This window comes from Neobacillus phoenicis (assembly GCF_047302305.1).
Taxonomy (GTDB): Bacteria; Bacillota; Bacilli; order Bacillales; family Cytobacillaceae; genus Neobacillus.
Genome location: NZ_CP154847.1, coordinates 544123 through 558550, shown reverse-complemented (window position 1 = coordinate 558550; position 14428 = coordinate 544123). Strand labels below are relative to the sequence as shown.

The following is a 14428-nucleotide window of genomic DNA, read 5'->3' as shown; positions in this document are numbered from 1 at the left end:
TTCCCCCTATCGTGATGCAATCACAGGAACGTATTCACCCTGTGAAATTCCCTCTTTTTCCGAACTAATCTCAACTATTCCATCGCTATTAACTAGTGTGGTGATTAAACCTGATTTTCCGATAATCGGCTCCGCCCACCATTCTCCCTCTTTTTCAACTAGACGGACACGAATATAATCAGATCGTCCCGGGGAGGAAGGGATATTCTTTGTGATTCTTGCAAAAATCCGCTCTGGTTTCCGCTCTACTTTTTCACCCATCAGCTTTCGTAAAATCCTTTCACCAAATAAACGGAAGATAATCATCGCAGATGCAGGGTGTCCCGGTAGCCCAATGACTGGTTTTCCATCTGCCATAGCAAGGATGGTTGGTTTCCCTGGTTTAATGGAAATTCCATGGACAAATACTCCCGGATCCCCTAAGGATTGAATGACTTCAGTTGTATAATCCTTTGCCCCAACAGAGCTTCCTCCAGAAAGAATAAGGCAGTCCACTTGATCGTAAAGCTCTCTCGCTTTTTGACGGAAGATTTCAAAATCATCCCTCACAATCCCACCGTAAACAACTTCCACATTCCATTCTCGAGCTAACCCTGAGATGGTTAAATGATTGATATCTCTAATTTGGCCTTCTTGGAGAGTTTCTGTTTGATAAGGAACAATTTCATCTCCGGACGATAGGTAGCCGACTTTCAATTGACGAAAGACCGTTACATGGGTAATCCCTAAGGAGGCCATGGCCCCTAATTCCTGTGGACGAAGCTTTGTCCCAGCGGTTATGAGGGTTTCTCCTTCTTTAATATCTTCACCGGCTCTAATCACATTTTCGCCTGGTGCAATTTGTTTATATGTATTTAAGAGACCATCGAGGTCCTCGCAATGTTCAATCATTATGACACTATCACTGCCAGCAGGCATCATCCCGCCAGTTGGCACATAGACAGCACTACCCGGGCCCACCACAGATTGAGGGACTTCTCCCATCTTCACTTCCCCAGTTACAGTAAGGAATCCAGGCATTGATTCAGAGGAACCATACGTATCCTTCGCTTTTACAGCATATCCATCTACAGTTGAGCGGTCAAAGCTCGGGACATTTTCCTTGGCCACGACTGGCTCGGCAAGAATGTAATGGAGCGCTTCTTCAAGCGTCCGCACCTCTTTCGTAGGCGTTACCGGTATATATTCCTCAATTAAGGCAAATGTTTCTTCCACTGTTTTTACTTTGAAAAATTGCATGGTTCCCCTTTTCCCCCTTGTGTTCATCTAATCTGCTTCGGCCCACTTTTTTGCATCTTCGTACTCATTCGGGTGATTCATATTAAAAAAGACCTTATCAAGATCTAGTAGGCTATTCGATTGCAATTCTCTTTCAGTAACGTACAACACATGTAAGCGATCCAGAAGGTGCTTCATTCGAAGTGTTCCTTCTTCAATGCACCCAGCCACTTTACTTGCAATCTCCTTTTTAAAGACAGCAAAAAGTGGATGTTGTTTCCCATTAATCACGGGTATGACGGCATCATAATGGCTGCAGAAGTGGACGAGCGCTTGCGCCAGTTCTCCTGAGACAAACGGCATATCACAGGCGACAATAAAATTCACATCGTAATCCGAGTGATTCAAGCCAGCATGTACTCCAGCGAGCGGCCCCATACCAGGATAATGATCTTTTACCATCTTCAATCCTAAAAATTCATAAGATTCAGGATTGTTCGTTACTAGAATTATATCATCAAAGAGGGGCTTAAGCGTATCTGCAATTCTTTCGATGTTTGTTTTCTCGTTTATTTTTAGCAGGGCCTTGTTTGTGCCCATCCTGCTAGATTTTCCACCTGATAAAATAATAGCCGCAGCCTTCACCTTTGCACCTTCTTAGTTTTTGTATCTTTTAACTTGTCTGTTGATTTCCGCTCCAGGCACTTCGCTTTCCGTGGGCGTTTCGGCGAGCCTCCTCGGCGCTTCGCTCCTGCGGGGTCTCCCCTGAACCGTACTCCCACAGGAGTCTTCGTGCCTTCCGCTCCAATCAACAGGAGGCCAAAATCAACACTCTTTTAACAAAGCCTAATTGTCTACTTTTTTCACACCTACCGCGTTGTATCCATTTTCTTGAGCGACGAAGTCTAAATGGATGCTGTTCAAATCTAGTAATGCGGCAGAGGGTTTGCTGATATATTGTCTTGTATCAATAATTTTAATATAGCCGTGACACTCATCGCAAACTTGAATTTGCGAAACAGCATCGCCTTCAATCGTTAAAAACTGAATGGTTTTGTGATCTTCATTGCCGCAATGCGAACATTCCAGGCGCCTTGCATGCCAGTGTGCCAAACAGCGTGGGCAATGCATCACTTTTTCCCCTTCTTCCTCAAGAGTCGCTATTCTTACCGGTTCACCACAGACAGGGCAACCGGCTCCTGGAACAGCCTTATCTATGTCCTTTTGAACCTTTTCAGCGGTTACTTGTAAATAAGGTCGAAGGGCTGTTTCAGCCAGGAATTGCGGAATCCATTCTTCCAGGCCATATTCATCTGCAAACCGAACAAAATATGCATGATTGAAGGAAAATCCCTCTTCAATCCATTTCACCGCTACTTCTTCATTTAATAGATTACCAATACTAGCTAGTTTTGGCTCTAGTTCTGGATTAAATCTTACTAGTGTGGAATTTATTTCCTCTATCCACTGTTGGAATAGTGAAATTTCAAAATCAAAAGCGGTTAATGCGGCAACTGGTACCCCTGCGGCCATAGCTGCTTTATCTAGATTGGGCCTGATGGTCTCCAATCCTATCTGTTGTTTCCACTGTTCTTGAAGCTTCACAATTTCCTTCTGCAACTCCTGGTACTCTTTTGAAACAACGGATTTAATCATCGTTTTACCTCCACTTTTTTATAAGGAAAGAGGTTGACTCAAAAGCAAAGGTGTCAGACCCCACGATTCAATATCTAGTTAAAACTTAGAATAATCTAGGTCTAGATATTGTTTTTTCAGTGGGGTCAGACCCCTTATGAGTCAACCTCTTTCCCCGATTTTTTATTAAGCGCCTTTTTTCTTCTTGTTGCTTGGGTCATCTAGTTTAGGGAAGTTGCCTTTTTTCACTTCTTCTTCATACCATTCGGTATAGTGTTCTTTAGCCCACCAAGCAGGAACCTTTCCTGTGACAACACCGGAGTATCCTGGTCTTGAGTTCTTATGAACGACACTCAAATAAATATGTCCGACAACAACAGCAATGGCTAGACCAAAGCCGAAGTTGTGGAAGAAGTAGCCCCACTGTACTACCGCTCTTGGGAAAAATTGTGGGAACCACATCGGAAAGCCAGAACCAATAATCATAATCGCCGTAACAATTTGGATGATCGAGTTGATCTTCTCACCAGCGTTAAAGAATGTTTGTCTGACATGTTTAAATTTGAAGCCGAAAAGTTCTTTCACAAATTCAGTAAAGAATTGAAGATCTCTTTTTTTCCAGGTAATAAGCTCTTTCATCCAGCGCTTAAAGCCTTTAAAATCAAAAATTACCCAAATAACTGTAGGCGTAACAAATGCAACCGCAAAGATTCGGTGAAGAAGACGTGCTCCTTCTGGACCGCCTAAAACTGGATACAGCCAGTCAAAGAATTCCGTGTACATAGGCAGTGCCGTAATATAGAGTGCAAAGAATGATATGGCATTGACGGCGTGTGCCCAAACAAAGGCCTTCGAAAACCGCTTTACTTGGACGGTTGGCTTTTGTTTTTTACTCATGGCTACCACCTCCATCTTGATTCTCGTCCTTGCCTTCTTTATTAAATAAACGGTTGGTAATGAATGCACCCACAACAGCCATGGTTGTCGCACCAAGCATCATTTTACCGATTGGCTGCGCGTAATCCTTCCAAGCCACTGCAGAGGTAGGAACCTTTGGATTTTCTGGTAACCCATATACAGATGGCTTCTCTGCCAGCACATAAACAGTGTGTGTGCCGCCTACCCCTTGTGGGTTGTAAACCATGGCATTCGGGTACCGATCCTTGATTTCTTTCACGCGCTTTTCTGCTTTTTGAATCATAGCCTCCGCATCACCAAACTCCATCGCTCCTGTGTGGCAGGTGGTTACGCAGGCAGGCTGCAGGCCTTCATCTAAACGATCCGTACACATCGTACATTTATGCGACTTCTTGTACTCTTTACCATTTTTATCTTTATAAGTCTTTAAAGAAATTACTTCAAATGGACAGTTCTGAACACAGTAGCCACAGCCTACACACTTGTCTTGATCGATGACCACAGAGCCATACTTTGTATAGCTGATGGCATTCTCAGGACACACCTTTTCACAGGCAGCATCTGTACAATGGAAGCAAGAGGAGTGACGGAATAGGTATTCTAAATCACCTTTTCTATTTTCATGCTCAATATATTGCAAGACATTCCATGTATCTGCTGTTGTTTTCGCATGGGATTGCACACTTCCTTGGAATTCCGTTGGCTCCGCCGGAAGGTCGTTCCAGTTTTTACAGGCCACCATACAGGCACGACAGCCGTCACACTTGGTTACGTCAACATACTTTACATATTTCGTCATTAGTCCGCCCTCCTAACATCACAGAGGAATGCTTTGTATTCAGGAATCATCGTATTGGCATCCCCAATATGCGGAGTCAGGCGGTTGGCTGTATCTCCGGTCGCAAATCCTTTATAGCCAAAGTGCCATGGCATTCCGATTTCATGGACCTTCTTACCGTTTGTGAGGATTGGCTTAAATCGTTTTGTCACCATCGCGTAGGCTTTAATTTCCCCGCGCGCGGAGCTGACGACGATTTTGTCTTTGTTCTTGATGCCTTTTTCTTTAGCAAGTTCTTCGCTCATTTCAATAAACATATGACCTGCTAGTTCAGAAAGCCATTCCTGGTTCCTTGTCATGGAGCCAGACTGCCAGTGTTCACTGACACGGTAGGTGGTTGCAATAATCGGGAATTTCTTTTTATCGCCTTTTTTATTGAAGTCACCTTCAATGACCACTGTTGCTGGGTTTAATTGAATCTTAGAAAAAGCATTCGCCACTGGGCTTTCAAATGGCTCATAATGCTCAGGGAATGGTCCATCATTCAAGGTTGGTGCAAATAATAGCGCTACACCATCTTTGTTCATCATGAATGCTCCTGTTCCACCTGGCTCTGTTGGCCCTAAAACTGGTTTAAAGTCTGGGACGTCATTTCCGACCCATTTTTTCTGAGCAGCATCCCACCAGATGACGGCCTTTTCCTTACTCCATGGCTGACCACTAGGATCGGCTGCTGCACGGTTGTAAAGAATCCGACGGTTGGAAGGCCATGCATAGGACCAGTTCAAATAGTTCTCGCCGCCCGTATCTTTGTTATCACGGTTCTTGGATTTGTTTTTGCCTTCTTCAGGGTAGAAACCGGAATAAATCCAGTTACCACTTGAGGTGGTTCCATCATCTAGTAAAGCACCAAAACCAGCGATTAATTTACCTGTTTTTAAGTCATAGCCATTGATTTCTTTAGCAACTAGATCAATATCAGGTACATCCCCTGTTCCATAATTCCAATCTAGAGCTAAGAACGGCTTGTCTGCTGATTTAGGACTGTTCGCATATAATGCTTTTAGTTTTAAGGCTAATTCATGAATGATATCAAGGTCTGGTCTTGCTTCGCCACGTGAATCAATCGCTTTCCAGCGGTATTGCATCCAGCGGGAGCTGTTTGATACACTACCTTCTTTTTCAAATGAAGCAGAGGCTGGAAGTAAGAATACTTCTGTGTTGATTTTTGCAGGGTTACTGCCTGCTTCTTTTTGCCAGAAAGCAGACGTTTCTGTTTCCCAAAGGTCTATGGCTACCAACCATTTAAGGTTGCCCAGAGCTTCTTTTTCTTTTCCTGCATTCGGTCCGCCGACCACTGGGTTCGTACCGAATAGGAACGCGCCGTCTAACTCACCCTTATACATCGCGTTAAATAAATTGATGTGGGAGTAGTTTTTGTTTCCTTTTGGCAGGAATTGATAACCGAATTCGTTGTCCTTTGTTGCATTGGCTCCGTACCAAGCTTTCAGTAAGCTTATTACGAATTTCGGCTTATTGCTCCAGTAGCCTGTTTTTGGTGTTTCTTTTTCCAGGTAGCCTTTAAGCGAGGCATGCTCTGGAACTGTGGCTTTAGGTGCGCCCAGGTAACCTGTTAAGTTATCAAATAATAAACCAAAGTCGGTTGAACCTTGTACGTTCGATTCACCGCGCATCGCGTTGATTCCGCCGCCAGGTAAGCCGATGTTGCCTAATAGAAGCTGTAGAATCGCATAAATACGGACGTTTTGAGAGCCGACCGTATGCTGAGTTGTTCCCATTGCATACATAATCGTACCTGCTTTTCCCACCTTAGCGGTAGAACAGAAGGCCTCACAAACCTTTAAGTAATCTTCTTTTGGTGTTCCTGTGACCGTTGTTACCGTTTTCACATCATAACGGGAATAGTGTTTCTTCATTAGCTGGAATACGGAGCGTGGATGGGTTAATGATACGTCCTTCACTGGTTTACCGTCTTCCGTTGTTTCTATTGCCCATTTTGTTTTGTCATATGCCCGTTTTGCTTCATCGTATCCGGAGAAAAGACCATCATTAAAGTCATAACCCTCTTTCACGATGAAAGCAGCATTTGTATAGTTAACAACATACTCTTTGTGGATGAGATTGTTTTCTAATGCATAATTAATCATCCCGCCGATGAACGGAATATCCGTACCGGAGCGAAGCGGTGCATATACATCTGCCTGTGCCGACGTTCTTGTGTAACGTGGGTCCACACTGACGATCTTACCGCCTCTTTCCTTGGCTTTTGTCAGCCATCTAAAGCTAATCGGATGATTTTCTGCAGGGTTTGCGCCAATAATCAACGCACAATCAGTATGCTGCAGATCATTCCAATGGTTAGTCATTGCTCCACGACCAAATGTAGGTGCCAGACCGGCAACCGTAGAACTATGTCATATTCGTGCCTGGTGCTCTAAATAGGTGACACCAAGCCCTCTCATTAATTTGGATAGCAAATAAGTTTCTTCGTTATCAAGTGCTGCGCCGCCAAGGCTTGCAATCTTTTCTGTTTTATTCACTGTGATGCCATTTTCAATCTCAACAAATGAACTGTCGCGTGTTTCTTTTGTTCGTTTGGCAATGGTGTCTAGCATCCAATCCCATTCTTTTTCCTCCCACTTATCGCTTCCTGGAGCACGATAAAGTGGTTTGGTTAATCGTTTTTCAGATGTATATAACTGTCTTAATGTGGTTCCTTTGCTACAAAGCTTACCTTCGTTAATTGGGTTATCCGGATCCCCTTCCGTATAAACCACAGTATTATCTTTGGTGTGAACGAGGATTCCGCATCCGACACCACAGTAGCAGCAAATGGTTGGTGTTACAGTAGCTTTGGCAATTTTGAATTCTTTTGATTTCGCGTAGGCCTTCTTTTCATTAAAGCCCAGTTCAACAACAGCAAGAGTAGCTGCAGTCGCACCAGATAGCTTTAAAAATTGCCGGCGATTTAAGTTCATTTCAACCATCACTAATCTCCTTCCCAAAATTGATTAGAACATCCCGTATTTCTCTCTCTATTTCTCTTCATCATATACTCTACGTTATGAATTCCCCCCTTCAATACTTCTCTCTAATGGCAACTCGGCCGTTACATCATTGATCACTCGGCCAGCAGAGGTATAAACCGTGGCCATTTTCCCTCTTAAATAGCCAATTACCTCAATTTTTAAAAATTTTGCCAGCTGTACAGCCTGCTTGGTGGCTGCCGTACGTGAACCGATAACAGGAAAACCAAATTTCGCTGCTTTTGAGAGCATTTCATATGAAACCCTGCCGGTTGTGAGTAAAATTAACCTTTCGGGCTGTAACCGTTTTCTTATGGCATATCCAATAATCTTGTCTACGGCATTATGGCGGCCAATATCTTCGCGAATCGCCAACATGCCATCTTCACCGATAATACAGGCTCCATGCATTCCGCCTGTTTCCAGGTATAGATCTGAATTCTGGGCAAACTCACTTCTCTTTTTTAAGAGATAGCTTAATTGATAGGTCTTATCCGAGGTAATCCTGTCAAAATTCTTCACATCTGTCATAGAGAAGAAGGTAACTCCTCTGCCACACCCCGCGGTATAGTGCTTCTTTTTTGAAAAAACTTGTTCTTCATCAAAATGGGAGCTGAGAGAAACGTGAATGCTGCCCATCTCCTCATTAATTAAGATGGATTCAATATCACTAGCTTCCTGAATAAATCCTTCAGAAAACAAATATCCATAGGTCCAATCCTCTAGGTCGTATTTCGTTAATTGAAAAATGGCTATTTCATATCCGTTTATGCTCAAGGAAATTGGATACTCATCGGGACACCCCTTGCGGTTCATTGTTTCCCCTCCCCATTAAGATTTCTTTATTTATTCATTGTAAAAATAGGACCCCTAACAGCTCAGCGATATTTGTCACTTTGTCGAAAAATATCAGACGTCCCTATGTATTTATCGTACTTTCGACGCATTTTTTTGAAAGTAATATTTATCACGCTAAATACATGCAAATAGTACAAATGGTGTAATTGTCATTTTTCTGTCAAGGATTCCACCACCACACAAAAGCCAAATCACATTTATGTTATATTTTTGAATTTGTTTTATAATAATAGAAGGGCCTTATACCATGAAGGAGGAGTACATAATGACGATTAAAAAAGTAATGACGATTGCCGGTTCGGATACGAGCGGCGGCGCAGGCATTCAGGCAGATTTGAAGACATTCCAGGAGCTTGGTGTGTACGGAATGACGGCACTGACAACGATTGTAACGATGGATCCAAAAGACTGGCACCATAGTGTGTTTCCCATTGCAGTAGATACATTAGAGACTCAATTGGAAACTGTTTTATCCGTTGGAATTGACGCGATGAAAACAGGAATGCTTGGAACCGTTGAAATTATTGAATTAGCTGCAAGAAAAATCGATGAAAACAAGTTGGAAAAAGTAGTCATTGATCCAGTAATGGTTTGTAAAGGCGAAGATGAGGTATTGAATCCGGAGACAACAGATGCGATGCGCGAGTTTCTTTTACCACGTGCCTTAGTGGTTACGCCAAACCTTTTCGAAGCAGGACAACTTGCTGGAATGAAGACACCGCGGACCGTTGAGGAAATGAAGGAAGCTGCAGTGAAAATCCATGAGCAAGGTGCGAAATTCGTCCTTATTAAAGGCGGCAGCAAGCTTACTACAGAGGATAAAGCTGTTGACCTTCTGTATGATGGAAAAGAATTTAAGCTATACGAATCAGAAAAATTCGAAACAACGTATACGCACGGTGCAGGCTGTACATATTCATCAGCTATTACGGCGGAACTGGCAAAAGGGAAATCTGTCTATGATGCAGTGGATGTGGCGAAGGAGTTTATCACTGCAGCCATCCAGCAAGGCTTCCGCTTAAACCAATTCGTCGGTCCTACTTGGCATGGTGCATACCGCGGCGGCGCTGTTACCGAGTACTGTGAGGATTGTGAATAAATATAATCGAAAGAGGTTGGCGTAAAAGCAACCTCTTTTTTTAAGCATTCATTTCGCATTTTTTAAATGATTTTAGTATGATAGTTACATTATTAAATAAGAATAGTTTATAGATTCTGCTTGTGGATCAAAGGGAAGGAGGTCATGAGGCATGGAGTTAGTGGAGTTAAGCCGTGTCCAAGAGGCCATTAATGGCTTTGCAAACAAAGATGTTTATATTCACCTTGAAACAACCAATGGTGCTTATGCATCACATAAAGATCAATCTTTCTTTTCCGCTGGAGCCTATATTCGTAACGCCCTTGTCCGTTATGAATTAGGAAAGATTACAGGAAATGGTCCGTATCGCGTCGGTTTAAAAATTAACCTCGGTTGGATTTACGCAGAGGGGATTACCCACTTTGAGATCGACGAAGAGAACCATCTATTATTAGCCGGCCATGACCATGAAGGAAAGCTGGCCGTTGCCCTTGAAATCAGCCAAACTCCATTTGAGTAAGGAGAGCTGAACAGTTACCTCGGAAAGGAGAATGAACTATGAAAAAAGAGCGCCATGTCTTGGTTGTTTTTCCTCACCCTGATGATGAGGCTTTTGGTGTATCAGGTACGATTGCGACTCATGTTCAGAATGGAACTCCTGTTACCTATGCTTGTTTAACATTAGGTGAAATGGGAAGAAACATGGGCAATCCCCCTTTTACTAATCGGGAAAATCTCCCTAAAATACGGAAGCAGGAATTGAAGGAGGCCGCCCGTATATTGGGGATTCAAGACCTCCGTATGCTTGGTTTCCGTGATAAAACGATTGAATTTGAAGATGAAGAGAAGCTGACTAACACGATGTCAGCCTTAATAGACGAGCTAAATCCATCCCTAATTATCACTTTTTATCCAGGTTATTCGGTTCACCCTGATCACGATGCCACCGGTGCGGCAGTTGTGAGGGCAGTTGAGAAGATGCCTGCCACTGCAAGGCCGACCTTACACTGTGTCGCCTTCTCTAATAATTGTGTCGAAGAGCTTGGGGAACCGGATATTATCAACAATATCACGCCTGTAGGCCAAACAAAGCTCGCAGCCATCCAAGCACACCGTTCACAAACAGAGCAGATGTTTATTGGTATGGAAGAGAAGCTGAAAAATCAAGACCCACAAGTCATGATTTGGATCAATAATGAGCGTTTTTGGACCTATAAATTTGCAAACTAAAAGCCCTTCGCACACGAAGGGCTTTTTTCATTGTGTTTATGTTACTTGTTACTCTTTCCTTGCCTTGTTCTGTCTCGTAGACTACTTCTACTTCTCACCGAAGCCAAAAGGAAAAAAGAAAAAGGTCGCGTAGAGGAGTTCTATGCGACCTTTTTTAATGGAAAAAAAGGAATAACGGTTCATAGAGCGGTTCTACGACGTAAACTTGAACGTTCGTAAGAACCGCTTGTAAGAACTCATCGCGTTCTTTTTCCATAACAGAGTTTAATACAAGGACGATAGAAGCTTTGATGACAGCGTCTATATCAGAGTTCATAACAGAATCTTTTAAACCATCAATATTTAGGTTAAACTGTATTTGAGTCATAATTAATTCCTCCACATTGTTTTCGTCGCTGATAACATTGTAGCCATGAGGAATTAATTTGACTCATTTGCTTTTTACACAATTATATGGACTTAATCCTTCATCCGCCTTATGAAGGACAAAACACCTGGGATTTCACCCAAAAATGTCCTTCATCCACCCTATGAAGGACAAAACACCTGGGATTTCACCCAAAAATGTCCTTCATCCACCCTATGAAGGACAAAACACCTGGGATTTCACCCAAAAATGTCCTTCATCCGCCTTATGAAGGACAAAACACCAGGGATTTCACTCAAAAATGTCCTTCATTCATTACAAAAAACCTCATTTCAACTCACTCAACAATACCCGATACAATTTGTCATCATTTTTATCTGGATTACCGCGTCCATCGGTGTTGTTGCTAACGAAATATAGATAGTCGCGCTCGACATAGACGTCACGGATTCTTCCCAAGCCGCTAATCACTGACTTAGTCGTCCCCTTCGCCAAGTCAAACTCACGAACCTCATTCCCTCGGAGTGCAGCCACATGCAGCTTCCCATCCGTTGCAGCCAGACCAGAAGGCGCCCACGTTTCATCTCCCGATTGAAAAATTGGCGTCTCCAAACCCGCTCGCTTTTCCAACCCCTGAATCACAGGCCAGCCATAGTTCGCCCCTGGTGTAATCCGATTAATCTCATCATGTGCTGATTGACCATGCTCACTCGCATATAACGTACCATCCACCCAGACCAACCCCTGTGGATTGCGATGCCCATAACTGTACACATAAGAGTTAGGAAACGGATTGTCAGTCGGGATCGTCCCATCCAGATTCATCCTTAAAATTTTCCCATTCACCGAATCCAGTCTTTGCGCCAATTCTGGTACCGTTGCGTCACCAGTCGTGCTATACAGCTTCCCATCGGGCCCGATTTTCAGCCTTCCGCCATGATGATAGGCCGCACTCGGGATACCGTCGATCAGCACCTTTTCCTCTTTCCACTCGCCTCCGCCGAAGCCCAACACAATGACTCGATTAAACTGTCCTTTATTTTCATCATAATAGGTGTAATAGGCAAATGCCTTTTGAACTTCAGGAAACTTTGGATCCAATACAAAGCCCAGCAAACCTGCTTCCGCAGCTTTTGCAAGCGGCTTTTCTAAACGCACAGGCTGGCGCTCCATTTTACCATTTTCAATCTTGACGATACTTCCGGTTCGTTCATTGATGTAGAATGTCTGGTTCATCCGATTGATGGACCATGGGACAGATAAATTTTCAGCAACTACTTCCACACTCGGCTGCATAAGAGCCGCCTCATTTTCCTGCTGTTCTTGCTTCTTTTTTCCAACAAGAGAACAGCTAGACAAAAAGACCATCATCAAAAGTAAAATAGAACCAACCTTGTACTTATACATAGACCCCTTCCTTTCCTACAATACCTCGAGAATTGCCTTCGCCACACCATGTTCATTGTTAGTAGCAGTGACAGCATCGCAAATAGACTTGATATACGAGCCTGCATTGCCCATTGCCACCGCTCTTCCTGCTGCTTCAAACATAGAGACATCGTTAAAGTTATCACCAATCGCCATCGTTTCGGATAACTCGATTCCTTTTGCTTCTACAAAGGATGCTAGAGCAATTCCCTTTTGCGCATTCTTATTGGTAATTTCCAAGTTCTCATGACCTGAAGTAGAAACAGCCAGATTGTCCAACTCAGCAAGAGACTCGTTCGCTTCTTCCAATTTGTCTGCATCAAAGTCAAACGCCAGGAATTTGTAGATTTGATAGTCATCACTAGCGAATAAAACCTCGTAATCCTCAACGGTATGAATTAACCCATCTCGGATTCTTGCCCCCGCTGCCTCCACAATCTCTTTAACATTTGCCTCTGGGTTCGCACTCACAACGATATCGACTAGGATAGAAACTGCCTTATCCGCATCAATCGTATAGGCACCCTTATCGGTATACACCTCAAAATACACGTCTTTTTCAACCAGCTTTACGGCTACTTTTCTAGCCAATTCTTTGCTGATTGGAGTAGAAGCAAGAACTTCTCCATCCTTCGAGCGCACCTCAGCCCCATTCACACCGATGACCGGACAGTTTAAACCGGCTTCAGCTAACACATAGGTCGCCTCTTGATAAGACCTTCCTGTCGCCACAACAAATTCAATTCCTTGTGCTTGTGCCTTTAAAATAGCTTTCTTATTTTCTTCACTGATCGTTTGTGTAGAATTTAATAATGTTCCATCCATGTCTGATGCAATACATTTAATCAAGAGTCTCACCTTCCATAATTTTTCATTATGCCCATTCTAACATGAATAGCTACACCGTATCGTTTAAATGCTCAGTCTACATATTTGCTTCCTTCCCTTACACTTAACGGGGCAAGACTATTTTCATTGATAAACTGCTTCACCGAGGAAGGGTTGGTTTTGGAGTATTCCCTAAGCGCCCAGCCAATGGCTTTTTGGATAAAAAATTCCTTACTATCCGAATTGCTCTTTATGTATGTGTACAACCGTTCTTCATCGGTTTTCTGTTTATATTTTAATTGAAAAAGAATAGCTGTTCTTCTCAGCCACATATTGTCATGCACTGCCCAGCCGTCAATCGTTTCCTCAATGACTTCTGGAAACTTCTCCGCAATTTTTCCGACCGGTTTTGCTGCAAGGGCGTCCACCGTATCCCACCATGATTTGGTTACTATCAGCCGTTCCATTAAGGGCAAATCTTCTTTTTGCAGCTTCTTAAACGACTTTTCCATATAAGTTAAAGCCAGATAGTGGTATTCTCTTTCATCCTTTTCCCAAAGCCCTAGAATAAATTCTTGATCAAATGGCTCGTTCAACATTCCCGTTTTTTTGAAAAATCCCTTTTCCAGTTCCTTCCGTAAAGGAGACTTGATTCCTAAAAAGGGGAAATGATTCTTCATATACTTCGTCATCGGCTCCGCCTCTTCTTCGTTGCGGTTCGCCTCAAAAAGCTTTGTTACCTTTTCTATTTTGGTTGGCAAAAAAAACGCCTCCTTCAAATTACTATTATTTTCTAGTTTATCCTTTAATTATTAGCATGAAAACACACCCAAACAGCAAACTACAATAACAAGGAGGGATTTAACTATGACTAAGAAATACAACAAAGGTAGCAAAAATCAAAATTCCCCTCAAGCGGGGCATGCGGAAGCTGAATTTGCGACTGAATTTGTAAGTGGCGATAATAGTAAGGGCAATAAAAACAATCATACGCAAAAGAAGAAACAAAAGAAATAAACAGGAAAAGGGGTCAGACCCCACTA

15 protein-coding genes are annotated in these 14428 nt (G+C 43.0%); 4 read left to right on the top strand and 11 right to left on the bottom strand.

What is annotated here, in order from left to right; genetic code table 11:
• Window positions 1-6 precede the first annotated feature (6 nt).
• The 7 genes from glp to fdhD form a co-directional block, all read right to left on the bottom strand.
• Entirely contained in the window at window positions 7-1239 is a 1233-nt protein-coding gene (gene glp, locus AA0X95_RS02825) for a gephyrin-like molybdotransferase Glp (protein WP_413305113.1), read from the bottom strand.
• Window positions 1240-1266: 27 nt separating this feature from the next.
• Window positions 1267-1863: a molybdenum cofactor guanylyltransferase gene (locus tag AA0X95_RS02820; protein WP_413305110.1), complete on the bottom strand. Its 597-nt coding sequence runs from the start codon at window positions 1861-1863 to the stop codon at window positions 1267-1269.
• 201 nt (window positions 1864-2064) lie between these two features.
• A complete protein-coding gene (locus AA0X95_RS02815; RefSeq protein ID WP_413305107.1) occupies window positions 2065-2874 on the bottom strand; it encodes a formate dehydrogenase accessory protein FdhE in 810 nt (269 codons plus the stop codon).
• Between the two features lie 165 nt (window positions 2875-3039).
• The gene (locus tag AA0X95_RS02810; RefSeq protein ID WP_308081758.1) at window positions 3040-3750 is read right to left on the bottom strand and encodes a formate dehydrogenase subunit gamma; all 711 of its coding nucleotides are present in this window, start codon (window positions 3748-3750) and stop codon (window positions 3040-3042) included.
• Entirely contained in the window at window positions 3743-4570 is an 828-nt protein-coding gene (locus AA0X95_RS02805) for a 4Fe-4S dicluster domain-containing protein (RefSeq protein ID WP_413305104.1), read from the bottom strand. The genes AA0X95_RS02810 and AA0X95_RS02805 overlap by 8 nt, the downstream gene beginning before the upstream one ends.
• A complete protein-coding gene (gene fdnG, locus AA0X95_RS02800) occupies window positions 4570-7548 on the bottom strand; it encodes a formate dehydrogenase-N subunit alpha (protein ID WP_413309817.1) in 2979 nt (992 codons plus the stop codon). Before fdnG ends, AA0X95_RS02805 begins: the two co-directional genes overlap by 1 nt.
• 84 nt (window positions 7549-7632) lie before the next feature.
• Window positions 7633-8412, bottom strand: a complete 780-nt coding sequence (fdhD, locus tag AA0X95_RS02795) for a formate dehydrogenase accessory sulfurtransferase FdhD (RefSeq protein WP_413305101.1) — start codon at window positions 8410-8412, stop codon at window positions 7633-7635.
• Window positions 8413-8719: 307 nt separating this feature from the next.
• Here fdhD and pdxK point away from each other — a divergent pair, with 307 nt between their 5' ends.
• The 3 genes from pdxK to bshB2 all read left to right on the top strand — a co-directional run bounded on the left by pdxK (window position 8720) and on the right by bshB2 (window position 10762).
• A complete protein-coding gene (pdxK, locus tag AA0X95_RS02790; RefSeq protein WP_413305098.1) occupies window positions 8720-9553 on the top strand; it encodes a pyridoxine/pyridoxal/pyridoxamine kinase in 834 nt (277 codons plus the stop codon).
• Window positions 9554-9704: 151 nt separating this feature from the next.
• Window positions 9705-10052 (top strand): YojF family protein, encoded by a 348-nt coding sequence (locus AA0X95_RS02785; protein WP_413305095.1) that lies wholly within the window; start codon window positions 9705-9707, stop codon window positions 10050-10052.
• A gap of 38 nt (window positions 10053-10090) precedes the next feature.
• Entirely contained in the window at window positions 10091-10762 is a 672-nt protein-coding gene (bshB2, locus tag AA0X95_RS02780; RefSeq protein ID WP_413305092.1) for a bacillithiol biosynthesis deacetylase BshB2, read from the top strand.
• Between the two features lie 154 nt (window positions 10763-10916).
• On the opposite strand, the gene AA0X95_RS02775 is transcribed toward bshB2, so the two are convergent.
• The 4 genes from AA0X95_RS02775 to AA0X95_RS02760 form a co-directional block, all read right to left on the bottom strand.
• A complete protein-coding gene (locus AA0X95_RS02775; protein WP_413305089.1) occupies window positions 10917-11129 on the bottom strand; it encodes a hypothetical protein in 213 nt (70 codons plus the stop codon).
• Window positions 11130-11456: 327 nt separating this feature from the next.
• The gene (locus AA0X95_RS02770; RefSeq protein ID WP_413305087.1) at window positions 11457-12536 is read right to left on the bottom strand and encodes a PQQ-dependent sugar dehydrogenase; all 1080 of its coding nucleotides are present in this window, start codon (window positions 12534-12536) and stop codon (window positions 11457-11459) included.
• 15 nt (window positions 12537-12551) lie between these two features.
• Window positions 12552-13406 carry a Cof-type HAD-IIB family hydrolase gene (locus tag AA0X95_RS02765; protein ID WP_413305084.1) on the bottom strand — a complete coding sequence of 285 codons (855 nt, stop codon included), beginning with the start codon at window positions 13404-13406 and terminating at the stop codon, window positions 12552-12554.
• 71 nt (window positions 13407-13477) lie between these two features.
• Complete coding sequence (locus AA0X95_RS02760) at window positions 13478-14146, bottom strand: DNA alkylation repair protein (protein ID WP_413305081.1); 669 nt, start codon at window positions 14144-14146, stop codon at window positions 13478-13480.
• 106 nt (window positions 14147-14252) lie between these two features.
• Here AA0X95_RS02760 and AA0X95_RS02755 point away from each other — a divergent pair, with 106 nt between their 5' ends.
• Window positions 14253-14402, top strand: a complete 150-nt coding sequence (locus AA0X95_RS02755) for a hypothetical protein (protein ID WP_335526641.1) — start codon at window positions 14253-14255, stop codon at window positions 14400-14402.
• Window positions 14403-14428: the final 26 nt, after the last annotated feature.

Coding starts and splice junctions, on each gene's coding strand:
- glp (WP_413305113.1), bottom strand. CDS start 1,239: ATGCAATTTTTCAAAGTAAAAACAGTGGAAGAAACATTTGCCTTAATT.
- AA0X95_RS02815 (WP_413305107.1), bottom strand. CDS start 2,874: ATGATTAAATCCGTTGTTTCAAAAGAGTACCAGGAGTTGCAGAAGGAA.
- AA0X95_RS02810 (WP_308081758.1), bottom strand. CDS start 3,750: ATGAGTAAAAAACAAAAGCCAACCGTCCAAGTAAAGCGGTTTTCGAAG.
- AA0X95_RS02805 (WP_413305104.1), bottom strand. CDS start 4,570: ATGACGAAATATGTAAAGTATGTTGACGTAACCAAGTGTGACGGCTGT.
- fdhD (WP_413305101.1), bottom strand. CDS start 8,412: ATGAACCGCAAGGGGTGTCCCGATGAGTATCCAATTTCCTTGAGCATA.
- pdxK (WP_413305098.1), top strand. CDS start 8,720: ATGACGATTAAAAAAGTAATGACGATTGCCGGTTCGGATACGAGCGGC.
- AA0X95_RS02785 (WP_413305095.1), top strand. CDS start 9,705: ATGGAGTTAGTGGAGTTAAGCCGTGTCCAAGAGGCCATTAATGGCTTT.
- bshB2 (WP_413305092.1), top strand. CDS start 10,091: ATGAAAAAAGAGCGCCATGTCTTGGTTGTTTTTCCTCACCCTGATGAT.
- AA0X95_RS02775 (WP_413305089.1), bottom strand. CDS start 11,129: ATGACTCAAATACAGTTTAACCTAAATATTGATGGTTTAAAAGATTCT.
- AA0X95_RS02770 (WP_413305087.1), bottom strand. CDS start 12,536: ATGTATAAGTACAAGGTTGGTTCTATTTTACTTTTGATGATGGTCTTT.
- AA0X95_RS02755 (WP_335526641.1), top strand. CDS start 14,253: ATGACTAAGAAATACAACAAAGGTAGCAAAAATCAAAATTCCCCTCAA.